This window comes from Oleiphilus sp. HI0061 (assembly GCF_001635675.1).
Map to the genome: position 1 here is coordinate 1 of NZ_LWFE01000224.1, position 23,622 is coordinate 23,622.

A 23,622-nucleotide genomic window follows, 5' to 3' on the forward strand; every position below is an offset into this window, starting at 1 on the left:
CTTTTGATTCTCTAAACCCTTACATTTTAAAAGGAACCAGCCCCTTCAATTCTCCGGGAATGTTTATGTATGGGTTTACAGAGCTAAATGAAACTTTATTAGCAGGAACCGGAAGCTACTCACCATCAGGCGATGAACCACAAAGTGCCTATGCCCTGTTGGCCGCTAAAATCCGTTACCCCCAGAATTATGCTTGGGTCGAGTTTGATATCCAGCCAGAAGCACACTTCCATGACGGGCACCCGGTCGACGCTGAAGATGTTGTGTTTTCATATACTACCCTTACAGAAATCGGGCACCCGCGTTTCAAACAAAGCCTTCGCGCCGTTACCAAAGTCAAAGCGATTGACGCCGATACAGTGCGCGTTGAGTTCGATCAGGCCGACCAAGCTGCAAATATCTTACGATTTGGTGAAATGCCGATATTACCCGCGCACTTCTGGGTGGATAAAGATTTCGAACGCAGCTCCCAAACCATTCCACTGTTAAGCGGGCCTTATAGAGTCGGTGACGTAAAGGTTGGCCAGTCAATCAAGTTAGAGCGTGTAAAAGACGCTTGGTTTACTAAGTTGCCTAAGGGTGAATTAAATATCTATAAAGGTAGATATAATTTCGATACCGTAGTGATAGATTTTTACCGCGATCAGTCAGTGGCATTTGAGGGCTTTAAGTCTGATAGCTTTGATCTGTTTTTCGACTATACCGCAAAAAACTGGGCTAAGGCCTACGACTTCCCTGCCTTGAATGAAGGTAAGGTCATTAAAGCGGAAATTAAACATGATATTCCCAGCACCACTCAGGCTTTTTTCTTTAACAACCGCCGTAAGATATTTTCCGATCCAAAAGTCAGAGAAGCACTGAGCTTAATGTTTGACTTTGAGTGGACGAACAAAGCCCTTTTTAATGGCGCTTATAAGCGAAACCAAAGCTACTACCCTAATTCAGCATTCAAAGCTACTGGCCTCCCTAGTGAAGAGGAGCTTGAACTACTATTGCCTCATAAGAAAAATTTGCCTGTTTCCCTATTTGAGTCTGCCTTTTCCCTACCCAAAACTAAAGGCAATGGAAATATTCGTACAGTACAACGCAGAGCACTCAATCTTTTAAAACAAGCTGGCTGGATTTTAAAGGATGGTGAATTAAGGCATGCAAACAGCGGAAAAGTATTTAGCTTCGAAATACTCATTCGTCAGGCTGGAATCCAGCGCGTTATTCTACCTTTTGTGAAGAACTTACAAAAAATCGGTATTACTGCAGAGCCACGGCTAATCGATACAGCTCAATACAAAGTACGGTTAGATCAATTTGATTACGATATGACGACTGTTTCTTTGTCTCAGGGTCAGGCCCCCAGTTACGAGCAACGAGACTACTTTCATTCCGATACGGTTAATATCGAGGGCAGCCAAAATTATGCGGGTATCAATGACCCTGTCGTTGACGACCTGCTTGGCCATGTATTGCGAGCCAGGACCCGCGCAGAACTGATAGTCGCAATGAATGCGCTAGACCGAGTACTCTTATGGAGACACTATAGCATTCCAAACTGGCACCTAAACTACCACCGTCTTGCCTATTGGGATCGATTTGCTCGTCCAAGCACTCAGCCGCCCTATAAGCTTGGTGTTGAGAACTGGTGGCGTAAAACAAGCAATGATTAGGGTTTCCCATTTCCTGTAACATTCCTGTCATAAAAACTTAATATCCTGTATTGGTCGTATCACACACAAAACGGGAATCAAGCAATGATCGCACAGAAACTACGTATACTTGGCTTATCAACGGTTATGGCTCTTGGTGTAGCTGCGTGCGCAAGCACGGATACAAAAGAAGCTACTTCAGCGTCTGAAACAATGCAAACGCAAACAAAGATGTCAGTAAAGGTACCGGCATTATATGAAGTACACCACGATGGCCGTATTTACTTTTTCTATGATAAAGCCTTATACCAATCTTTCCTTAAGACTGGGCATACTGCTTACATGGTTGCACGCATCGGTGCAGGCCCTAAAGGCGAAACCCTAAAGTTTGCTTTGACAGGCGAAGATAAGAAGAAGCGTTCAGGTATTCCAAGTATTGATCTGATTGAAGGCACTGTAGCGCCAGCCCAGCCATTCTATGGTGAAATGCGCATGGAAGGCCGAATCTACGTCTTCAGCACACTAGAAGATATGAATAGCGTTCGAAAAGTAGGCGAAGCACCTTATCGTTTCACAGAAATCGGTTCAGGACCAAAAGGCGAGACTGTTGTCTATGTGCTAAACAAGACAAACAAAAAGCACAAGCCGCTTGAATTGATTACAGAGTTCAAGAAGCAAAATAACATGTAGTTGATAGAACTGATTGCCTTATTTAAGCAATGAGGCAATCATTTATATGCAGTATTCATTTATTCCCTTATCGTGCTAGTAAGCAACGATCAACTGTAAAAATCGCTACTTATCTAACAGCCTGCCATCGTCACTTATAAGTCAGTGAGAGGAAGATTAAATAATCAATTCGTTCGACAAACGCATTATCCGCTATTAAAAAATAGCTATCCAGGTTGTTAAATATGGACACCCAGACTATATTTATCTTATGTCTAAGTGCCTGCCATCAAATTCAGTACTGTTACTTCTCACCACTCTCTTTTTATTGGGTTTATGTAGTGCATCTCACGCTACTTTTGAAGTTGGAACAACTTCCAGTTCACATACCCCTATTGGGCAAGGCATCCAGTACATAGAAGCACCTAACGCTGAGCAGACTATCGAATCAATATTGAGTAACGAACCCCGATGGCAAACCAGTACCCAGCAAATATTTAACCGGGGGTATAGTAATTCAGACTGGTGGCTTAAATTTGACGTAATAAATATTGGAAGCGACAGCCAGTTTTACCTAGAATTTGATTACCCTGTTCTCGATTATCTAGATGTCTATCTAGTTGCAAAAAATCAAATAATCGAAAAACACTTTATGGGAGACAAACTTAGTTTTTCGGAGCGCCCACTTAAGCACCGCTTATTTATACTCCCCCTTGACCTGCCTTCGTCACAAAACATAAGGGTTTACGTTAGAGCCAAATCCTCAAGTTCACTGCAAGTCCCCATTAAGTTATGGCGCCCTGAAGCTCACCGACAAGCAGATAGCGCAACCAATCTCGTTCATGGCGTGTATATGGGAGGCATACTAGTAATCGCCATCTACAACCTCTTGGTATATCTGACCCTTCGAGACAAAGTGTATCTAATTTATGTCAGCTATATTTGTAGCATGTTAATGTTCTTGGCCAGTTTGAACGGTTGGTCTTTTCAATATTTGTGGCCGGAAAGCACTTCCTGGAACGATACGTCCACGGTCATATTCCTGAATGGCGTTCTACTTTTCGCAGTACTTTTTGCTAAGTACTTCCTAAAACTTAGCGAACTAAAAAACCAGCTGTCCCTACAGGCAAATGTTTTGTCGGCTATTTGTTTGGCAGCTATGCTCTGTTACCTATGGTTTCCCTACAATTATTCAATTGTTTTTCTTATACCCTATGCTGCCTTTAGCTGCTTATGGGCACTGTCAGTTGGCGTATATGCTTGGTACGTGGGTCAAAAGTCCGCTGGTTTGTATGTCATATCCTGGACAGGGCTGTTAGTCGGTGGAATTTTATTAGCACTCAGTAAGTTCCAAATCATTCCCAGAAACATTATCACTGACCAATCAGTTCAGCTCGGTTCTTTGCTAGAAGCAATGTTACTTTCTTTTGCTCTTGCTCAGCGAATCAATCATGAACGCTCTGGAAGGATTGAAGCTCAGGAGCACGCTTTAGCAGTTCAAAAACAAGCGAACGATGAATTAGAAGAAAATGTCGCAGCACGAACCAAGGAGCTGGAAATAGCGAATCAACGCCTAAAAGAGCTTAGCGACACTGACCAACTAACCGGCATTAAGAATCGCCGTTATCTTGATCAATATGTTGATCAGGAGATCATCCGAGCAAGACGATACCAGCACCCCGTTTCAATACTACTCATTGATATCGATCATTTTAAAGCTGTAAACGACAACTTTGGCCATTTGGTTGGTGATATTTGTATACAGGCCGTTGCTACTGAGCTCTCAACACAATTGCGCTTTCCTACCGACCTAGCCGCTCGATATGGCGGAGAAGAGTTTTGCATCGTGTTACCTCAAACGGGGCTAGAGGGAGGAATCGTTGTCGCTGAGCGAATTCGAAAACGTATCGATCAGCATGTCATTGAAGCTGAGGGTTTTGATCAAGCTGTCACCGTAAGTATCGGTGTTTATTCTACGATACCTGAAAAAACAGATACAGCTAAGCATCTCTTGGAAAATGCAGATAATGCGCTTTATTCTGCAAAACGAAATGGCCGAAACCGTGTGGAAAGCTATCAAACGAAGCATCAGCAATAATAAAGATTAGTTATTACAGATATGTACTTAGGAGAGTAGGAACTATAACCCGCCCCTTTCGCCATGTCGTCTAAAAACGTGCCTGGGCTTTTACTTTGCGATGAGCTCAATCAGGTAAAAATAGCCTAAACATCATTCTAAATATTGGGGTCATAAATATTGGGGTCAGAGTAACATTCACTCATATCCATGTCCGCAATGTCGTGACTGCTAGTATAAACTTGGGCTTATGTCAGAGGCAGGAAGGTGAAGATAGCAGGCTTCGAGAAAGGTAGCACTCTGTGTTCTTTTCGTTAGTCCACCACATGCAGGTTTGGCTGAATAATCTCTATCTTGATAGGGTGCGCCGCGCGCACCGGCGAAGATTGTGCCCTTCGCTGCCAGAAGGTTCCACCATCAGTATGACTCTGCTCCGTGCTAGCCCGCTTGCGAGCCGTGGAAGGCTCTGCTTACTGGTTAGGGGGTTACCTCAATTTATGTTTGTTTGAGCCACAGGGTTCAGCGGTGCGCATGGCGCACCCTATTAGAGTTGTCTGAGTATTAAATGCGGACATTCATGCCTAAGCAACCCTGTCACGCTGGGCCTAAACGCTATTTTAAAACTATAGGCCGAGTTCGGACCATTAAAATGAAGGCGAAGGAAAATCATCCTCGGGTTCGTCCTTCTTAATTTCTTCAAGGCTTAATTCCAAAGCGCTGGACGTGACCATGGTGTCTTTAGACGGTTCACTTGAATCCCCTTCTCCACCATTCGAGTCATTTAGCTTGATCTTCAAGCGAAGGTTATTAGCAGAGTCAGCGTTCTTAATAGCTTCTTCAAGAGATATTTTGCCTGCTTTGTGTAGATTGAATAAAGCGGTATCGAATGTTTGCATCCCTAAACCTTGGGATTTTTCCATAATTTCCTTTATGCCTTCAATCTCTCCACGCAAGATTAATTCGCTGATAGTTGGCGTTCCTAAGAGAATCTCAATGGCCGCCGCACGCTTTCCATCTACTGTTGGTATTAGACGTTGAGAAATAAATGCACGCATATTCAGTGCTAAATCATTGAGTAGCTGAATACGTCGGTCTTCAGGGAAGAAGTTGATAATTCGGTCGAGCGCCTGGTTTGCGTTGTTAGCGTGGAGCGTAGAAATACAGAGATGGCCAGTTTCAGCAAAGGCTAGCGCGTGCTCCATCGTCTCTCTGTCCCTGATCTCACCAATTAGAATAACATCCGGCGCCTGACGCAGAGTATTCTTAAGCGCGGCTCTATAGCTTCGGGTATCAACCCCGACTTCACGTTGGTTTATTACACTCTTCTTATGTTTATGGACGAACTCTACAGGGTCCTCGATAGTGATAATGTGACCACCTGCGTTCGAGTTACGGTGATCTATGAGTGCTGCGAGAGAGGTAGATTTGCCCGAACCTGTACCACCAACAAATAACACTAGGCCACGTTTAGCCATTACGACCTCTTTTAATACTTGCGGTAAACCCAGGTCATCAGCCTTTGGAATCTCTGTGACGATATTACGTGCAACGATTGAAATCTCGTTTCGCTGTTTGAATATATTGATACGGAAGCGACCAACACCGGAAATTGTATAGGCTAGGTTCATTTCTAGCTCTTGCTCAAATTCCTTTGTTTGTTCGCTATCCATCACGCTATATGCAATATCTTGTATTACCCCAGGCTGTAAAGGCTCTTGCTCTAGCGGTTTTAACTTTCCGTGAAACTTTGCGCAAGGCGGCGCGCCGGTACTTAAATACAAATCAGAACCGTCATTACGTGCTAGCACAGTTAAGTATTTTTCAAATTTCATCGAGAATATCCTATTCGTCAGATCAAGAGAGTAAAGAAATCTAGACAATAAGAAATAGACTATATGTGTGGGTTTCGCCAGCTTGAAATGATTTGATGGATACTTGAGCGGTAAAAACGTGAAGTATGAGAGGTAGTACAAGAAGGGAGGAAGAATTGAGCCATATTGTTTATGTAAAACTGAAAATATGGCTCAATCAGAGCTAACTACTGTTCTAACAAGATGCGTAACATTCTTCTTAGAGGTTCAGCAGCACCCCATAGTAGCTGATCACCTACAGTAAACGCTGAAATATACTCCGGCCCCATTGTAAGCTTACGAATACGACCAACAGGAATGCTTAGCGTACCAGTTACTTCAGTAGGTGTAAGCTCATTAATCGTTTGCTCACGATCATTCGGAATAACCTTAACCCAGTCGTTCGCCTTCGCTAATTTTTGCTCAATCTCTTCCACTGAAATATCTTTCTTCAGCTTGATCGTTAAGGCCTGGCTATGACAACGCATTGCGCCAATACGCACGCACAGGCCGTCAATAGGGATCGGTGTGTCTTCAATGCCTAGTATTTTGTTTGTCTCGGCGCCAGCTTTCCACTCCTCCCTGCTTTGCCCTGAAGGTAGCTGGGTATCGATCCAAGGAATCAGGCTACCCGCAAGCGGCACACCGAATTGGTCTTTTGGAAACTCATCAGAACGCAGCCTTTCAGCGACCGCTTTGTCGATATCAAGGATTGCGCTTGCAGGGTCTGATAGTGGATTAATTACAGTATTATGAATATCACCCATCTGCGAGATTAGTTCACGCATATGCTTGGCACCAGAACCTGAAGCTGCTTGATAAGTCATGGGTGAAACCCACTCAATCAAGTCTTCAGCAAACAAACCACCTAGCGCAATCAGCATTAAGCTGACCGTACAGTTTCCGCCAACGTAGTTCTTAACGCCTGATGCCAGGCCTTTATCGATCACGTCACGGTTAACAGGATCGAGCACGATAATCGCTTGATCATCCATACGAAGCGCAGAAGCTGCGTCAATCCAGTAGCCGTCCCAGCCTGAGTCTCTCAGTGGCTGAAATACCTCTTTGGTATAATCACCACCCTGACAAGTAATGATGACATCCATTGCTGATAATTCAGCAATGTCGGTTGCGCTCTTAAGCTTTTTCTCACTTTGACCAACATCTGGCGCATCTTGGCCAGCCTGTGAGGTTGTGAAGAAAATAGGCTCAACCAATGAGAAGTCGTTTTCTTCTTTCATGCGCTGCATTAGCACGGAGCCTACCATGCCTCGCCAACCAACAAGTCCTAATTTTTTCATCTTGAAAACTCTTTTAAATAATCCAATAAGTCTGTTTTATCGCTCAAAATCTACAAATAACCAAGGTGCTTCAGCTTTTCTTTTCTCTTCATAAGCCTTGATTGCTTCGACGTTTTCTAGCGTTACGCCAATATCATCCAAACCGTTTAACAAACAGTGCTTACGGAAGTCATCGACTTCGAAGCTGTATACTTTACCACTCGGTGAAGTCACGGTTTGTTGCTCTAAATCAATACTTAGTTCATAACCTTCGTTTGCGAATAATTCGTTGAAGATTACGTCAACATCTTCTTCACTCAGAACGATCGGTAAAATACCGTTCTTGAAGCAGTTGTTGAAGAAAATATCCGCAAAGCTCGGCGCGATAACAGCACGAAAGCCATAATCATCAAGCGCCCAAGGCGCATGTTCACGAGATGAACCACAACCAAAGTTTTGACGTGCAATAAGAATATTTGACCCCTGATAGCGCGCCTGGTTAAGCGAAAAGTCCATATTCAATGGGCGCTTTGAACAGTCTTGCCCAGGATAGCCTTCATCCAAATAGCGCAACTCATCAAATAAGTTAATACCAAAGCCCGTGCGCTTGATCGACTTAAGGAACTGCTTTGGCATAATCATATCGGTATCGACATTGGCACGATCAATCGGAGCAACGATACCTTTAACTTGTGTAAACTTTTTCATCGCTTTTACCCCTTAATAAATTCACGTACATCAACAAAGTGACCGGCTATGGCAGCCGCAGCGGCCATGGCAGGGCTAACCAAATGCGTACGACCACCAAAGCCTTGGCGACCTTCGAAATTACGGTTTGAAGTTGAAGCGCAATGCTCGCCTTCACCCAACTTGTCTGCATTCATTGCCAAGCACATTGAGCAACCCGGTTCACGCCATTCAAAACCGGCTTCTAAGAAAATCTTATCCAGCCCTTCTTGCTCAGCTTGCTCCTTGACCAAGCCAGAGCCTGGAACAATCAGCGCCTGCGTTAAAGAGTCTGCAACCTTGCGCCCCTTGACCACTTCTGCTGCCGCTCTAATATCTTCAATTCTTGAGTTAGTACAAGAACCAATAAATACTCTGTCCAGCTTAATGTCAGTAATAGGCATATCTGCTTCCAAGCCCATGTACTTAAGCGCTTTCTCGATGCCCTCTTTCTCAACTGCATCACTAGCGTTGTCAGGGTTAGGCACATTGTTATCTACCGGAAGCACCATTTCAGGAGAGGTTCCCCAGGTAACTTGAGGTTTGATTTCAGAGCCCTCTAGCTCGACAACCTGATCAAAGACAGCATCGTCATCACTGTGCAAGTCTTTCCAGTTTTCGACTGCGGCGTCCCACATCTCGCCTTTTGGCGCGAATGAACGGCCTTTGACATATTCTATGGTGGTTTGATCTACTGCGATCACACCTACTCGTGCACCGGCCTCAATAGCCATGTTGCAAACGGTCATACGACCTTCCATAGATAGCTCTTCAATTGCTTTACCTGCAAATTCGATTGCACAACCTGTTCCGCCAGCCGTACCAATTTTGCCAATAATAGCCAAAACGATATCTTTACCTGTGATACCTTCGCCAACTGAACCGTTCACACGTACAAGCATGTTCTTCATCTTCTTCTGAACAAGGGTCTGGGAGGCCATAACATGCTCAACTTCAGAGGTGCCAATACCGTGAGCCAAGGCACCGAATGCGCCATGGGTAGAGGTATGGGAATCACCACAAACAACCGTCATGCCCGGCAAGGTAGCGCCCTGCTCTGGGCCTATTACGTGCACAATGCCCTGGCGCTTGTCTAACATTTTGAATTCAAGCACGTCGAAAGCTTCGCAGTTGTCATCCAAGGTTTGTACCTGGATACGTGAAACTTCATCGGTAATAGATTCAATTCCGCCAGTTCTGTCAGTTGTCGGGACGTTATGATCAGGTGTCGCGATATTAGCATCAGTTCGCCATAAAGGACGACCAGCCAGACGTAAGCCTTCAAAAGCCTGCGGTGACGTTACTTCGTGCAGAAGTTGTCTATCGATATAGATTAGTGAAGAACCATCTTCACGCTGCTTAACCAAGTGGGAATCCCACAATTTGTCATATAGCGTTCTACCAGCCATAACGTACTCCAGTGTTGCTTAAGGCCTAAAATTTGATGCCTGATACTTGATATCAAGCGTGCACTAATAATATTATCCCAGATCAAATAAAACAAATTCATATTTGTTATATTATTGATTCCAATTTGGAATACCTGTTAAGGAAAGGTACAAAATGGATATAGATTCTTTATTAGCATTTGTGACAGTTTACAAAGAGCGCTCATTTTCAAAAGCAGCCGAACGTCTATCAATTACTCAGCCCGCCATCACAAAGAGAATTCAGGGACTAGAACGTCAACTTTCGTGCAAACTCATTGAGCGTTTGCAGCGCGACCTCCTGTTAACCGAGGCTGGCGAAGCGCTGTATCCACACGCTCTGTCCATCCTGCATGAAATTGATAACGCAAAGCATGCAATCAAGAATTTGTCTCACAATGTAGAGGGTGAACTAAGAATTGTTGCCAGTCATCATATAGGCCTACACCGACTTCCCTTAATCTTAAAGGAATTCAGTAAGCGCTATCCTGAAGTTGACCTTAAGCTTAATTTCCTTGATTCTGAAAGCGCCTATCCGATATTGGGTGATAATCAGGCTGATATTGCTTTTATTACCATCCCGGACCAATTAAGTGATGACTATATATGTCACCTTTCTTGGGACGACCCTATGAGCTTTATTTGTAGCCAACATCATGAGCTTGCCAGCTTAACAAGCGTAACACCCCCTGACCTTGCAAAGCACAACGCAATTCTGCCCTCACGATCCACGCTCACTTACCGCGTCGTCGAAGCTATGTTTCATCAATCGAAATTAATGCTAAACGCGAGCATTCCAACGAACTATCTAGAAACCATGAAGATGATGGCCGGAGTAGGCATGGGTTGGAGCGTGCTGCCAAACACGATGATTGATGAAGAGCTGAAAGTATTACCGATCGATCTTTCGAATAGCTACGGCACCGAATCAGAATTGACCAGAAATCTTGGCGCCGTGAGTTTCAGAAAAAAGAGTATGAGCAACGCTGCAAAAGCCTTTATTGAAGTGGCTGAATCCATTTGGGGACGGCAGGTATCAGTACAAAAAACTTAAATTGGTTAACGTACCGAGGCAATCGCACCGTTAGAGATTCATCATCTCAACAATAACTGTTTTCGCAACAAAACCAAATACCCCCAAACCAAGCGCAAAGAACAGGATAAATGTACCGAATTTACCGGCATTTGAGCGTTTAGCCAAGTCCCAAACAATATATCCCATATAAAGAATTAGCGCAGTGACCAGAACATATAACGAAATAGACTCAAACTGCTCAACACTCATGACTTTACCTCTTAACATTAATACTGTGCGAAACAAAGCGCGCGATTCTACTTGCTCTTAGCTGTTTCGTTCAAGAAAACTAATGTTAATTTAATAAGTTAGAGTATTCAGACTAGATTAGGCTCTGGTTTTATAATACTGGCGGTGAAGCTGCTCAGGTTTTGCACCAAGAAAGTATGCCGCACGTAGCCTCCACATCAATAATACGGTTTTTACTGCCCCTTCTTTTTCCCACTTGCGTGCTGAAGTAATGGCCTGATCTTTTAGGCATAAGGGCGGAGCAGAACGCTTTAAGCGTTTGCTTAACTCTATATCTTCCATTAAAGGCTGATCTGGAAAGCCGCCTACTTTCCGAAAAAGGCAGGCGCTAACAAATATCGCCTGATCTCCAGTAGCTATACCTGTAAGCCGTGAGCGAATATTGATGAACCAAGAGATTACCTTAAATATCGCGGCAGAGTTATCGAGCTGAATATCAAAGCGCCCCCAAACGGGTTCGGATGAGATTGCGCCATGTAGCATGTTAATAGCTTTACTTGGTAATACCGTATCTGCATGCAAAAACAGAAGAAGACGCCCTTGAGCTAACTCTGCACCAGCATTCTGTTGTGCGGAACGCCCACACTTTGAGCGAATTAAATGAGCATCCATATCTAGCTCACTTATAAGTGAAGAAATTATCTCGCCACTACCATCAGTACTACCGCCATCGACCAGCAGCACTTCGCAGCGCTTACTAGTGAGAGTGTTGAGCTTGCGTAATAAACGCTCAATATTTTCAGCTTCATTAAATACGGGAACAATAATACTCAGGTCAATCGAGTGCGCCACCGCAGCTACTCCCCTGTCCTGCAGTGCAACCATAGCAGTGGTCTGCCACAACTATCGTAGAACCTTCTATAGCCTGCCCTAAAATATCGCTTAGATGCATTCTATTTTTATCAGATGCTATCAATCCTCCCTCCAGTCTAAGCATTGGCATATCAAGCATCTGATTGAAATCACAATCAAACACATGGCCCTGCCAGTCAATACTTATCAAGCTGCGACACATTACCGAGGTAAGGTTTTCCTTTGCATACGACTCTTTCAATAGATCCATATAGTTATGAAATTCGCCCTTGGACAAAAGCACGCTCCCAAAGCGAGAAATAGGCATATTCGTTATTGTGAAAAGTTGGTCAAAGAGAATATCGAAATTTTCATAGAGCTCTTTTTTATAATCCTGCTCTAGCTGTTGCTGAGGAGGAGGTAGGAACGGACCACCAGGATTATAAACTAAACTCAAGGTCAAGCCGCTCCCTTCGACTCCATAACCTAGTTTGTTTAGGAGCTTTAAGCTCTTGATGCTATCTTCGAAAACACCTTTCCCTCTTTGTTGGTCGACATTATCTTTCGTGTAACAAGGTAGAGACGCGACAACTTCCACCTCGTTAGCAGCCAGAAACTCAGCAAGGTCTTCATAGCCAGGTTCTTGCAGAATCGTCAAATTGCAGCGATCAATAACATGCACTCCCAGTGACCTTGCTTCTTCGACCAAGTAACGAAAATAAGGGTTCATTTCCGGTGCGCCGCCCGTTAAGTCCAGCTGTGAAATGTCTTTTTCTTTCAACAAAGCCAATACCAAGTCGATATTTGATTTGTTCATTAGCTCTTTACGGGTCGGCCCTGCATTAACATGACAGTGCGTACAACTAAGGTTACATAGGTATCCCAGATTTACCTGTAAAGTTTCTAGCCTATTTCGCTTAAGCGAAGGGAACTGCGTTTCGACCAATAAAGGGCGGCTATCTAACATAAAGATCCTGTTTTTGTATTGATATGATCTCTTAGGACTACAATCCGCGCCATAGGTTCCATATCAATCGTATTAATTCTATAAAAATGCGGGCAAAGGATGCCTAAAAAGCATTACCCCAGCCAAAGCCAGAGTGTGGCCAATTCTACAACAAACATGATTGCAGTGATGCTTTGCCAAAACCGCAGCGGATTTCTTTTTGCAAGTGGTATATGGGCCTTATCCATAAACTCCGAATTAGGATGTTCGAGATCATAAATAAATTCTGACAAGGCATCATATCGAAGTTCTGTAGAAATCTGTAAAGCTTTTTCGATCGCACCATCCATCCATTCGGGAACCATTGGGTTAAACTCTCGAGCTGGCTGATATTTTAGTCGATAAAATTCATTGGTAGACTGACTGGTCTCAAATTTTTCGCCATAAGGCTGTTGTCCCGTCAGCATTTCGTAGAGAACAACAGCAATTGAAAACATGTCGGACTTTAAAGAAGCTTTTCGTCCCAGCTTATACTCTGGCGCACCATAGGTGTCAGTTCCCAGTACTTGCTCACGTTCAAAGGGTGATTCTATTTCAGCAACACCCGCAATAAAGCAGGAACCAAAATCTATAATCGTTACCTTACCCTCGTCATCGACCATTATATTTTCTGGTTTAATATCCTGATGCAAAGTCTCTTTACGATGCATAGCACGAACACCCTTCACTACCTGATGAATTATCGACATAACTCTTTCGATACCGGGCTTTGGATTTGCTTTCATCCACTCAGCTAGCGTTTGGCCCTCAACATAATCACAAACGTAATAAAGGAACTTTTGCCCTCTTTCACTTTCATGAATATTTACTACGTACTTACTGTTAATACGGCCAGCTACCCAGGGTTCCAATACAAATCGCTCTTTGTACGCCAAATCATCATCATAATTCACTGAAGGCGTTTTCATAGCATGTAACTTGTCAGTGTTATGATCTTTTACCAAATATACTTGTGATCGATTACTGGCATGTAGCTCTTTTATCACATGGTAGCCGTCAATAGACATTCCAGGGGAAAGCTCTGGTGGGAAGGGTAAGTCTGAAAGCTTTACGTAGGCATCTTCGGCATTTGGACAAGGCAAAGCATCGACTCTGACAATCTGGCAACTCAAGTTATCATCGGAGCCGTTTTCGAGTGCAATATCAACCAAACTCTCACAAAGCCCGGTAAATTCATCCGACTTGCAATCAACCGCCTTAGCAATGACTTCTTTTATACGTTTATCGTTGATAAAATCATGAATACCGTCGGTACTCAGAAAAAAGATATCACCAGATTCGACATCCTCCGAGTAATAGTCGACATCAAGCATTAAATCCATTCCCATTGCACGAGTAAGATAAGTGGAATCCTTACTTACTCTGGCGGAATGGTCATGCGTGAGCTGCTCAAAGTTATTTCCCCGAAGGCGGTACACTCGGCTATCGCCGATATGAAATATATGCGCGACACGCGACTTGATAACCAAGGTCGACATTGTACTGATATAGCCATGCTCAGCCTGAAGATAACCAACCCCCTGCCCATATAACCAACGATTCAAAGCCGTTAATACTTTTTGAGCTGAGTTTTTAACTGTCCAGGAGTCAGGTGTACTGAAGAAGTCGGAGATAAAGTTCTTAACGCAGGTTTCGCTTGCCTCCTTGCCCGCCTCTGCACTACTGACTCCATCTGCAACAATAGCAACCATTCCCTTTACAGTTAATAGAGGCTCTTTCGGGACGTATATTCCGACAGAATCTTCATTTTGGTGCTTTAAGCCCTTTACTGATATTTGCCCTGCACTTGTACGAAGCCCGCTTTCTAGATGCATCTGATATTTCACTCACTTATTTATTATGGGTATTATTGCGTCAATAAGTAGCAAAATAACACCCCCTTTAGATTAAAATCTTAATTTTCAACGGCATATGTAAAAACGAACGCAATATACTGCCTTAGGATTGAACTCAGCGCATAGTCATGCACCATTATCAACCAAGGCGGAAAACAGCATTTTTTAGCTGCACCACTTTAAAGCACGCGTTTTTTCTCAAACGCTCAAAACCTGGCTATAAAACACGAACTTAAGAATTTTTTTCCTTTTTATTTCAATACCCTATGAAATTATTTCGATACTTGGCATAGCTCATGCTTAATTACAGATAATTGCGTAAACAAGCATTGAGTAACGCTAAAGCTTTTCACTAGTAAATAAGCACAGCGTATGCGCAGATTCTCAGACATACGAGGCCATAGAATGAAGAATAGTAGAGTTGTTGTAGTCGGTAACGGCATGGTGGGTCATCACTTCGTTGACCAAATGATTGCATCCGAAATTGGAGCACACATTACAGTACTAGGCGCCGAAACGCGACCAGCCTACGATCGGGTACATCTCTCTGAAGTGTTCTCTGGCAAAGAGCCAAAAGATCTAGCACTAACAACCCGCGAATTCTACAAAGATAATGGTGTTGATGCGATTTTTGGTGATGCCGTTACAGATATAGACCGTAAAAACAAAATTGTTATCACTGAAAGCGGGCGACGCTTCGATTATGACAAGCTAGTATTGGCAACTGGTTCTTATCCTTTTGTACCACCTATCAAAGGTTCTGAAAGCAAAGAATGCCTAACCTACAGAACAATTGATGACTTGGGTGAAATTAAATCACATGCCCAGACCTCAAAAATTGGTGTAGTTGTAGGTGGTGGTCTGCTTGGTCTTGAGTGTGCAAACGCACTTCAAAATCTAGGGCTTGAAACTCACGTTGTTGAGTTTGCTCCCGGCTTAATGGGTGTTCAGCTAGATGATGGCGGCAGCAAGATGCTTCGCCGTAAGATCGAAGCGCTTGGTGTTCAAGTACATACCCAAAAAGCGACTACGCTTATCGATAACAAAGGTGATAACACAAAACTGCGAATGAACTTCGCAGATGACACGCATCTTGATACTGACATGATCGTATTTTCTGCAGGCATTCGCCCCTATGATCAGTTAGCACGTAAAACCGGGTTAGAAGTTGGTGAGCGTGGCGGTATCGTTGTCGATTACCACTGCCGAACCTCTGACTCGGACATTTTTGCTATAGGTGAATGTGCTCTATATGGCAACATGATCTACGGACTGGTTGCGCCCGGTTATAGAATGGCAGAAGTTGCTGTTCAGCAATTCTCCGACGACGACGAAAAACCTTCGTTTACTGGCTCAGACATGAGCACGAAGCTGAAGCTTCTGGGTGTTGACGTCGGCTCAATTGGCGATGCCCATGGTAAAACGCCCGGCTCAATCGCTTACGTCTACAGTAACGAAAACTCAGAGATCTATAAGCGAATCATCGTATCTGAAGACGGCAATACACTGTTAGGTGCAGTACTAGTTGGCGACTGTTCAGATTACGACACACTTCTTCAATACTACCTGAACGGTATCGAGCTTCCCGAAAACCCTGAAGGAATGATTCTACCGAATGTTGAAGGGGGTGGTCCTGCGCTAGGTGCTTCAGCACTACCAATGGAAGCAACAATCTGTTCATGCCTAAACGTTAGTAAAGGCGACATTATTAACGCTCTTGATTCCGGTTGTTGCAGCGTAGGTGATGTAAAAGGTGAAACCAAAGCAGCTAGCGGTTGTGGCGGTTGCGCAGCACTTCTTAAGGATGTTGTTGATACTGAGCTTGAAGCGCGCGGCGTTACGGTTGATAAAAGCATTTGTGAACACTTCCCTCATACGCGTGAAGAGCTATATCACTTAATTCGTGTCGGTAGTATCATGTCATTTGGCGAACTGGTAGAAAAACACGGTACCGGCCTTGGTTGTGATATTTGTAAGCCTGCGGTAGCAAATATGCTTGCAGCTAGCTGGAATGATTACATTCTAGAAGAGCAACATACAGGCCTGCAGGATACCAACGATACCTTTCTTGCAAACATGCAAAAAGATGGCACCTATTCAGTTGTCCCACGTGTACCAGGTGGTGAGATTACGCCTGAGCAACTGATCGCTATCGGTCAAGTAGGCCAAAAGTACAAACTTTATACAAAGATTACGGGCGGGCAGCGTATAGACTTATTTGGCGCTAAACTTAATGACCTACCCACTATTTGGGGTGAACTAATTGCAGCAGGCCTTGAAACGGGTCACGCCTACGGTAAGTCCTTACGTACCGTTAAGTCGTGCGTCGGATCAACTTGGTGTCGTTACGGAGTTCAGGATAGCGTGGGTCAAGCAATCGATATCGAAAACCGATACAAAGGTTTGCGTACTCCGCACAAGCTAAAAATGGCAGTATCCGGCTGTACTCGTGAGTGTGCAGAAGCGCAAAGTAAAGATGTTGGCATCATTGCAACTGAAAACGGCTGGAACCTCTACCTTTGTGGAAACGGCGGCATGAAGCCACGACATGCTGATCTGTTTGCGACCGATATCAGTACCGAAACGCTAGTTAAATATATTGATCGCTTCTTGATGTTCTACATCAAAACAGCAGACCGCTTACAAAGAACATCTGTATGGATGGACAACCTTGAAGGCGGTATCGAATACCTTCGTGAGGTTATTATTGAAGACAGCCTTGGTATTGCAGCTGAACTTGAAGCTCAGATGCAAAGCGTTGTCGATACTTATCAGTGTGAATGGAAAACTACGGTCGAAGACGAAACAAAACTACGTCGCTTCCGTCAATTTGTTAACTCTGATAAAGAAGATAGTAACGTTGTTTTCGTTGAAGAGCGTGGTCAAGTAAGACCTGCTAGCGAAGACGAAAAATCAAAATTAATCGCTAAGTCAGCTTAATCCAGTACTCACAGATAGGAGAAAATCAAAATGGCACTTAATGAAGTTATCTGTACGAAGTACGATCTTGTAGAAAATTCAGGCGTATGCGCGCTAGTAAACGATGAGCAAGTTGCGATCTTCTACATACCGAGCAGCGAAGAAAAGATTTTCGCAATATCTAACTGGGACCCATGCGGTAAGGCAAATGTTCTTTCTCGCGGGATTGTTGGAGATTTAACCGGCAAGTACGTGGTTGCTTCTCCCCTATACAAACAGCACTTTGACCTTAAGACAGGCGAATGCCTTGAGGAAGAAGACAAATCTGTAACTGTTTACCCAGTTAAACTCGAAGGCGATTCGGTCTTGCTAGCCTAGGCAGCAAGCAAAAAAGTTCTATCAAGCGGGGTGTGTTGGCTGGACTCACGAGGTCGTAAAACAGTCTTCCCACCCCATACATTCTTTCCCTTGTATGTCGCAAGGTTTAGCCCCGAAAGGGGCTTCTTTTTTAACCCCCATCATAAACTTGCTGAAATCAGTGCAATCGTTCAATATGCGCTTTTAACCAAAGCCAACACTTACAAATAGCAGCTGTTTCAGACCTTAGATGCGCACACCTATATTCAATTACCCAATAATCTGGCTCAAAGCTTTTCTGGCAAGCCTGGTTATTTTCTCCTGCTCTACAAAGGTGTGGAGCGAAAGCGCCAATATCGCGGTTGCCTCTAACTTTATCTCCACCGCCAAAGTTTTAATTAAAAACTTTGAGAGTGAAAGCAAGCACAAGATCCATGCCTCCTATGGATCGTCGGGTAAGTTGGTCGCACAAATTACTCACGGCGCTCCTTTCGAGCTATTCTTGTCGGCCGATCAAAAGTCACCACACTTCCTCAGCGCTAAGCACCTTACCCTACCAGAGTCACAGTTCACTTATGCGATCGGACGGCTGGCACTATGCGCTAACACCCCTATTTCTGACGCCAGTTTGTCAAATATACTAAAAGCGCCGCAGATTAAGAAAATAGCATTAGCTAATGCTAAGCTTGCCCCTTATGGACGCGCTGCCCAACAAGTATTAGAACAACTTGAAATAGACCAAACTGATCGTAACAAATGGATTCGCGGCGAGAATATTGCGCAAACTTTCCAGTTTCTGGTCAGTGGTAACGTTAACCTAGCCTTTATTGCAAAAGCTCAAGCAAACTCTTCAGACAATATTCAGCCAGAAGCATGTATTTCTATTCCCTCTGAGCTATATGATCCGATAAAGCAGGATGCTATTCTACTAAGTCGAGCAAACAAGTCCCCTGCTGCCATTGCTTTCTATAACTATCTTAAACAAGGCAAAGCTAGGGAGATAATACAAGGCTTTTCGTATAACGTGCCCGACACCACTCTAGACAATCAGCACAATTAAGCAGCGATATGTTTTTTTCTGAAGCAGATTATTCAGCCATATTAGTCACATTAAAACTTGCTACAGTTGTTACGATCAGCTTATTAGTCATGTGCACGCCACTTGCGTGGTGGCTTGCCCGCACAAAATCTTGGCTAAAAGTACCTGTATCTGCCCTGGTCTCTCTACCCTTAATTTTACCCCCCACGGTACTAGGCTTTTACCTTTTGATCGCAATGGGACCAAGCGGGTATATTGGTGAAATGACCCAGAGTCTGGGCATTGGCACGCTCCCCTTTACATTTTGGGGGCTTGTACTTGGCTCAATTATCTATTCGCTGCCCTTTGTTGTGCAACCAATACAGAATGCTATGGAAATGCTAGGTGATGATGCCATCGAAGCTGCCGCCACCCTTAGAGCCTCTCCAATTGATCGTTTTTTTACGGTAACCCTTCCCTTGTGTAAGCCAGGTTTTTTAACGGCCGCAGTTCTTGGTTTCGCGCATACTGTTGGCGAGTTTGGGCTTGTTTTGATGATTGGCGGAAACATTCAGGATGAGACGCGCGTTATTTCTGTTCAGATTTATGACCATGTAGAAGCGCTGGAATACTCCCAGGCCCACGGCTTAGCCGGCATTATGGTTATATTTTCCTTTATCGTGCTGCTTTGCTTATACAGTTTTAACAGAAGGCAAAATCTTTTTGGTGGACTGAAAAATGGAGTATAAGCCTACAATCGCGATCAACCTCCACTCCACACGCAGCCCGCGCAATGGCAAGCCCTTCGAGCTACAAATCAACACCACGCTTCCAGGGGACGGAATTAATGTAATCTTTGGGCATTCCGGCTCAGGGAAAACAAGCCTATTACGCTGCATCGCAGGCTTAGAGCACGCAAGCGGATCTCTAGTCATAAACGGAGCTGAATGGCAAAGCTCGACCTCTTTTTTGCCAACCCACAAGCGTCCAATTGGTTATGTATTCCAGGACGCCAAGTTATTCCCTCATTTAAGCGCAATAGGCAATCTAGAATATGCTATTAAGCGCGCCAGCAAAAGCAGCGCAAAGCGTATCAGTATCGAGCATGTTCTTTCAATTCTCGGAATCGAAGCTCTTCTAAACAAGAAGCCCGATGAATTATCAGGAGGAGAACGCCAGCGAGTTGCGATTGCCAGAGCTTTACTTGTTCAGCCTGAACTCTTATTAATGGATGAGCCATTAGCTTCTTTAGATAAAGCCAGAAAACTCGAAATCCTTCCCTACGTTCAAAAGATTCGATCAGAATTTCGTATACCAATTTTATACGTCACTCACTCGGTAAACGAAGTCGCTAAACTTGCTGACCACTTAGTAATACTTGAAAACGGAAAGCTTAGCACTCAAGGTAAGGTTTCAGATGTGCTTTCTAATCTAGAGACAGCCGACTATTTAGGAAATGAAACAGGTATTATCATCCAAGGGCGAGTTAACGAGCTAGATGAACAATGGAACCTCGCAGCCGTAGACTTTGAAGGCGAACGCATATGGATTCACAATAAGGGGCTAGGGCATGGCGCAGAACTTAGAGTGCGTATATTAGCAAAGGATGTCAGCATCACTTTAAGTCAATCGAAAAACAGTAGCATTCTTAATCTATTACCGGCAGTAATCGACGAAATAGATGAAAAAGATTCTTCTATGGCTTTAGTAAGTTTAAATATTGGTTGCAGCAAGTTAATTGCCCGAGTAACTCGAAAATCCGTTCACCAACTAAATTTAATTGCCGGACTAAAGGTATGGGCCCAAATCAAGTCCGTTGCAATAGTTGAATAGTCTCAGAAGCTTCATTTTACAGACCAACAAAAAGCATCAATTCGAAAACACCGGCGCGTATCTTAGTGTTTAGTAGAATCTAAATTTGGGGAAATTTTAGGGAAGTATTTGTGCTTGAGGGTTATGAAGTTGGCTCCCCGAGCTGGGCTCGAACCAGCGACAAACGGATTAACAGTCCGCTACTCTACCAACTGAGTTATCGGGGAACTTCATCAACGGCGCGAATATTATCGCCTTAACTGATGGTCGTCAACACTTTATTGTAAAGAAAATGCAGTATTTCTTAAAAGCGTGATTTTTGTATAAATAATCAACAAAATCTGGGGCTTACAGCAACTTTCTTACATTAGGGAGATTTTTAAAATCACTATCTCCGCTTACTAGGACGTCGAGCTTGCTTAACGCCTTTCTTAACCGCTTTAGTGTGTGCCCTGCTTTCTTTAGCGATTTCCTGACTAGTTTTCTGCCTATGCTTGATAGGAGGCAAGTTAACCAAATCTCGCAATTCGTTAATATCCTTAACCTTAAGCTCTTCCCAGGCGCCAACCTTTAAACGACTTGGCATAAATATACAGCCGTAGCGTACACGCTTAAGCCTGCTTACCTGAACTTCCTGAGACTCCCATAAGCGACGAACCTCTCGATTACGACCTTCCATGACAACAACGTGAAACCACTTATTGCGGCCCTCGCCACCGTATTCTTGAACGTCGGTAAACTTGGCAAGTCCGTCATCGAGTAACACACCTTGCTTAAGTCTTTCGAGCATCGCGCCATCGACTTCACCATGGATCCGAACTGCGTACTCGCGATCAACACCGTAAGATGGATGCATTAAGCGATTAGCTAATTCGCCATCGGTTGTCAAAATCAACAAACCGCTAGTATTAATATCCAGACGACCTACCGATATCCAGCGCTGCCCCTCAAGCTTCGGCAGGTTATCAAAGACGGTTGGTCGCCCTTCAGGGTCAGAATGTGTACAGACAACCCCTTCAGGCTTGGAATAAACAATAACCTTATATTCTTGTTCAGACCTTCTAGGCATTTTTACAAAACGATCATCTACATAAACTTTATCACTTGGTACAACCCGCAAGCCCAATGAAGCAACTTCACCATTTACCTTCACTCGGCCCTGACTAATCCAGCGTTCTAGCTCACGGCGAGAAGCAAGGCCGGCTTGCGCAAGAACCTTCTGTAGGCGCTCACCAACAGGAGCCGTGGCACTACTTTCAGCTTGTAAGCTTTCGTCAAGATCGCTTTCGCTGACAGGAGTATGTTGTAGATCAGTATCTGGCTTCTTGGTCATTAAAATGCTCATTAGGTGAAATTTATATGCTGCAACCATTGTAGGTCAGCAGAGGGTATTCGCCAATAAAAAACCAGGGCTGAGGAACTATTGCGTAGTCACTAAGCCCGGAACTTATTGCTTAGGAATTTTGCGTCAGGCTAACTTTTAAAATCTCTGCCTGAAGATCAGCATATTCATGAACTGCTGGAAATTGAGGAAACTCATCGATCACATTCTGAGGTGACTTAAACAGGATGCCTGCTTCAGCCTGCTTCAGCATAGTTGTGTCATTATAAGAGTCGCCTGCTGCAATTACACGATAGTTCAATAATTGGAAGGCTCTAACAGACTGACGCTTAGGGTCTTTCTGGCGAAGAACATAGTCAGTAATCTTTCCATCTTCAGCCACTTCAAGCTTATGACAGAATAGTGTTGGAAAGCCTAGCTTTGCCATTAGCGGCATTGCAAACTCATAAAACGTATCAGAAAGAATAATTACCTGAAAGCGAGTAGACAACCAGTCAATAAACTCTTTAGCACCTGGAAGCGGATCGAGTTCAGCGATAACAGCTTGAATCTCATTAAGACCATAACCGTTTTCTTCAAGGATACGAAGGCGCTGAGTCATCAATACGTCATAATCTGGTATATCACGAGTGGTCGCCTTAAGCTCTTCTATTCCGGTCTTTTCAGCAAATGCTATCCATATTTCAGGGATCAATACCCCTTCTAAATCAAGACAAACTAATTCCACGACGCACTCCGTCTTTATAATAAAGGTTAATATCTTTCGATAGTGAAAATTCGAAGCGCTATTCTAACTAAAAGCTAGCGCCTTGCATAATGTAAAATCTTCGTTAGAATCGAGCTCATATTGCTAATACCACATTAGTATTAAAACAAAGCATATACAGAGACCAAATAATGTCGATTGACTTTAACGACCCCGCCACAATTACCGATGAAGCCGTTCAGCAGCTAAATGATGAGCTTTCAAGTAAATCACCTCGCGAAATTCTAAAATTTGCGGTGAACACCTTCGATAACATTGCAATTTCTTTCAGCGGCGCAGAAGATGTTGCCTTGATTGAGCTTTCTCATCGACTAACTGACGACCTTCAGGTTTTCTCGCTAGATACAGGCCGATTACATCCAGAAACTTACCGCTTTATTGAAAAGGTTCGCCAACACTATAACATCGACATTGAATTAATGACCCCCAATGCTGAGCGACTAGAGGCTTTTGTTAAGCAAAAAGGGCTATTCAGTTTTTTTGAAGACGGGCATAAAGAATGCTGTGGCATTCGTAAAGTAGAGCCTTTGAAAAGAAAGCTTGGTACCTTGAATGCGTGGGTTTCCGGCCAACGTAAAGATCAAAGCCCAAGCACTCGCTCTGAAGTTGCTGTTATTGAGATTGATCATGGCAACTCAAGCGACGAGCGTAAGTTAATCAAATTCAACCCGCTTGCGAATTGGAGCTCTAAAGAAGTTTGGGACTACATTAGGCTTTCTGAAGTGCCTTACAACGAACTGCACGAAAAAGGCTTTACCAGTATTGGTTGTGAGCCCTGCACT

At 43.8% G+C, this 23,622-nt stretch carries 20 protein-coding genes and 1 tRNA gene; 10 read left to right on the top strand and 11 right to left on the bottom strand.

Annotated elements, in window-relative coordinates:
- The 3 genes from A3735_RS02630 to A3735_RS02640 form a co-directional block, all read left to right on the top strand.
- Positions 1-1,661: extracellular solute-binding protein (locus A3735_RS02630; RefSeq protein ID WP_068637549.1), on the top strand; the 1,661-nt coding region annotated here is incomplete at its 5' end.
- A gap of 84 nt (positions 1,662-1,745) precedes the next feature.
- Entirely contained in the window at positions 1,746-2,330 is a 585-nt protein-coding gene (locus tag A3735_RS02635; RefSeq protein WP_068510282.1) for a hypothetical protein, read from the top strand.
- A gap of 250 nt (positions 2,331-2,580) precedes the next feature.
- Entirely contained in the window at positions 2,581-4,407 is a 1,827-nt protein-coding gene (locus A3735_RS02640; RefSeq protein ID WP_068510284.1) for a diguanylate cyclase, read from the top strand.
- 623 nt (positions 4,408-5,030) lie between these two features.
- On the opposite strand, the gene A3735_RS02645 is transcribed toward A3735_RS02640, so the two are convergent.
- From A3735_RS02645 to leuC, 4 genes are all read right to left on the bottom strand, one after another.
- Complete coding sequence (locus A3735_RS02645; protein WP_068510286.1) at positions 5,031-6,218, bottom strand: PilT/PilU family type 4a pilus ATPase; 1,188 nt, start codon at positions 6,216-6,218, stop codon at positions 5,031-5,033.
- 206 nt (positions 6,219-6,424) lie between these two features.
- Entirely contained in the window at positions 6,425-7,537 is a 1,113-nt protein-coding gene (gene asd, locus A3735_RS02650) for an aspartate-semialdehyde dehydrogenase (protein WP_068510289.1), read from the bottom strand.
- Between the two features lie 36 nt (positions 7,538-7,573).
- A complete protein-coding gene (gene leuD, locus A3735_RS02655; RefSeq protein ID WP_068510291.1) occupies positions 7,574-8,224 on the bottom strand; it encodes a 3-isopropylmalate dehydratase small subunit in 651 nt (216 codons plus the stop codon).
- Between the two features lie 5 nt (positions 8,225-8,229).
- A complete protein-coding gene (leuC, locus tag A3735_RS02660; RefSeq protein WP_068510293.1) occupies positions 8,230-9,651 on the bottom strand; it encodes a 3-isopropylmalate dehydratase large subunit in 1,422 nt (473 codons plus the stop codon).
- Positions 9,652-9,805: 154 nt separating this feature from the next.
- Between leuC and A3735_RS02665 the strand changes: the two genes are divergently transcribed.
- Positions 9,806-10,723: a LysR family transcriptional regulator gene (locus A3735_RS02665; RefSeq protein WP_068510294.1), complete on the top strand. Its 918-nt coding sequence runs from the start codon at positions 9,806-9,808 to the stop codon at positions 10,721-10,723.
- Between the two features lie 30 nt (positions 10,724-10,753).
- Here A3735_RS02665 and A3735_RS02670 read toward each other — a convergent pair whose 3' ends face one another.
- The 4 genes from A3735_RS02670 to A3735_RS02685 all read right to left on the bottom strand — a co-directional run bounded on the left by A3735_RS02670 (position 10,754) and on the right by A3735_RS02685 (position 14,605).
- A complete protein-coding gene (locus tag A3735_RS02670; protein WP_068510295.1) occupies positions 10,754-10,954 on the bottom strand; it encodes a DUF2788 domain-containing protein in 201 nt (66 codons plus the stop codon).
- A 117-nt stretch (positions 10,955-11,071) separates the two neighbouring features.
- Positions 11,072-11,785, bottom strand: a complete 714-nt coding sequence (locus A3735_RS02675) for a TIGR04283 family arsenosugar biosynthesis glycosyltransferase (protein ID WP_231872082.1) — start codon at positions 11,783-11,785, stop codon at positions 11,072-11,074.
- Complete coding sequence (arsS, locus tag A3735_RS02680; RefSeq protein WP_068510297.1) at positions 11,769-12,752, bottom strand: arsenosugar biosynthesis radical SAM (seleno)protein ArsS; 984 nt, start codon at positions 12,750-12,752, stop codon at positions 11,769-11,771. Before arsS ends, A3735_RS02675 begins: the two co-directional genes overlap by 17 nt.
- 113 nt (positions 12,753-12,865) lie before the next feature.
- Entirely contained in the window at positions 12,866-14,605 is a 1,740-nt protein-coding gene (locus tag A3735_RS02685; RefSeq protein WP_068510299.1) for a bifunctional protein-serine/threonine kinase/phosphatase, read from the bottom strand.
- 426 nt (positions 14,606-15,031) lie between these two features.
- On the opposite strand from A3735_RS02685, the gene nirB reads away from it, so the two are divergent.
- From nirB to modC, 5 genes are all read left to right on the top strand, one after another.
- Entirely contained in the window at positions 15,032-17,566 is a 2,535-nt protein-coding gene (nirB, locus tag A3735_RS02690; protein WP_068510301.1) for a nitrite reductase large subunit NirB, read from the top strand.
- A 30-nt stretch (positions 17,567-17,596) separates the two neighbouring features.
- Positions 17,597-17,923: a nitrite reductase small subunit NirD gene (gene nirD / locus A3735_RS02695; protein WP_068510303.1), complete on the top strand. Its 327-nt coding sequence runs from the start codon at positions 17,597-17,599 to the stop codon at positions 17,921-17,923.
- Positions 17,924-18,152: 229 nt separating this feature from the next.
- Complete coding sequence (modA, locus tag A3735_RS02700; protein ID WP_068510305.1) at positions 18,153-18,962, top strand: molybdate ABC transporter substrate-binding protein; 810 nt, start codon at positions 18,153-18,155, stop codon at positions 18,960-18,962.
- A gap of 8 nt (positions 18,963-18,970) precedes the next feature.
- Positions 18,971-19,669, top strand: a complete 699-nt coding sequence (modB, locus tag A3735_RS02705; protein ID WP_068510307.1) for a molybdate ABC transporter permease subunit — start codon at positions 18,971-18,973, stop codon at positions 19,667-19,669.
- Positions 19,659-20,753: a molybdenum ABC transporter ATP-binding protein gene (gene modC / locus A3735_RS02710; protein WP_068510309.1), complete on the top strand. Its 1,095-nt coding sequence runs from the start codon at positions 19,659-19,661 to the stop codon at positions 20,751-20,753. The genes modB and modC overlap by 11 nt, the downstream gene beginning before the upstream one ends.
- 130 nt (positions 20,754-20,883) lie before the next feature.
- Here modC and A3735_RS02715 read toward each other — a convergent pair.
- The 3 genes from A3735_RS02715 to thrH form a co-directional block, all read right to left on the bottom strand.
- A tRNA-Asn gene (locus A3735_RS02715) sits at positions 20,884-20,959 on the bottom strand.
- A 161-nt stretch (positions 20,960-21,120) separates the two neighbouring features.
- The gene (rluB, locus tag A3735_RS02720; RefSeq protein ID WP_082880495.1) at positions 21,121-22,065 is read right to left on the bottom strand and encodes a 23S rRNA pseudouridine(2605) synthase RluB; all 945 of its coding nucleotides are present in this window, start codon (positions 22,063-22,065) and stop codon (positions 21,121-21,123) included.
- 121 nt (positions 22,066-22,186) lie between these two features.
- The gene (gene thrH, locus A3735_RS02725; protein WP_068510311.1) at positions 22,187-22,801 is read right to left on the bottom strand and encodes a bifunctional phosphoserine phosphatase/homoserine phosphotransferase ThrH; all 615 of its coding nucleotides are present in this window, start codon (positions 22,799-22,801) and stop codon (positions 22,187-22,189) included.
- Between the two features lie 170 nt (positions 22,802-22,971).
- Here thrH and A3735_RS02730 point away from each other — a divergent pair.
- Positions 22,972-23,622, top strand: a 651-nt coding sequence (locus A3735_RS02730) for a phosphoadenylyl-sulfate reductase (RefSeq protein WP_068637551.1), incomplete at its 3' end; no start/stop codon positions are given.

Bases quoted from the DNA above. Each gene is read 5' to 3' on its own strand.
- A3735_RS02635 (WP_068510282.1), top strand. From the start codon at position 1,746: ATGATCGCACAGAAACTACGTATACTTGGCTTATCAACGGTTATGGCT.
- A3735_RS02640 (WP_068510284.1), top strand. From the start codon at position 2,581: ATGTCTAAGTGCCTGCCATCAAATTCAGTACTGTTACTTCTCACCACT.
- A3735_RS02645 (WP_068510286.1), bottom strand. From the start codon at position 6,218: ATGAAATTTGAAAAATACTTAACTGTGCTAGCACGTAATGACGGTTCT.
- asd (WP_068510289.1), bottom strand. From the start codon at position 7,537: ATGAAAAAATTAGGACTTGTTGGTTGGCGAGGCATGGTAGGCTCCGTG.
- leuD (WP_068510291.1), bottom strand. From the start codon at position 8,224: ATGAAAAAGTTTACACAAGTTAAAGGTATCGTTGCTCCGATTGATCGT.
- leuC (WP_068510293.1), bottom strand. From the start codon at position 9,651: ATGGCTGGTAGAACGCTATATGACAAATTGTGGGATTCCCACTTGGTT.
- A3735_RS02665 (WP_068510294.1), top strand. From the start codon at position 9,806: ATGGATATAGATTCTTTATTAGCATTTGTGACAGTTTACAAAGAGCGC.
- A3735_RS02670 (WP_068510295.1), bottom strand. From the start codon at position 10,954: ATGAGTGTTGAGCAGTTTGAGTCTATTTCGTTATATGTTCTGGTCACT.
- arsS (WP_068510297.1), bottom strand. From the start codon at position 12,752: ATGTTAGATAGCCGCCCTTTATTGGTCGAAACGCAGTTCCCTTCGCTT.
- A3735_RS02685 (WP_068510299.1), bottom strand. From the start codon at position 14,605: ATGCATCTAGAAAGCGGGCTTCGTACAAGTGCAGGGCAAATATCAGTA.
- nirB (WP_068510301.1), top strand. From the start codon at position 15,032: ATGAAGAATAGTAGAGTTGTTGTAGTCGGTAACGGCATGGTGGGTCAT.
- nirD (WP_068510303.1), top strand. From the start codon at position 17,597: ATGGCACTTAATGAAGTTATCTGTACGAAGTACGATCTTGTAGAAAAT.
- modA (WP_068510305.1), top strand. From the start codon at position 18,153: ATGCGCACACCTATATTCAATTACCCAATAATCTGGCTCAAAGCTTTT.
- modB (WP_068510307.1), top strand. From the start codon at position 18,971: ATGTTTTTTTCTGAAGCAGATTATTCAGCCATATTAGTCACATTAAAA.
- modC (WP_068510309.1), top strand. From the start codon at position 19,659: ATGGAGTATAAGCCTACAATCGCGATCAACCTCCACTCCACACGCAGC.
- rluB (WP_082880495.1), bottom strand. From the start codon at position 22,065: ATGACCAAGAAGCCAGATACTGATCTACAACATACTCCTGTCAGCGAA.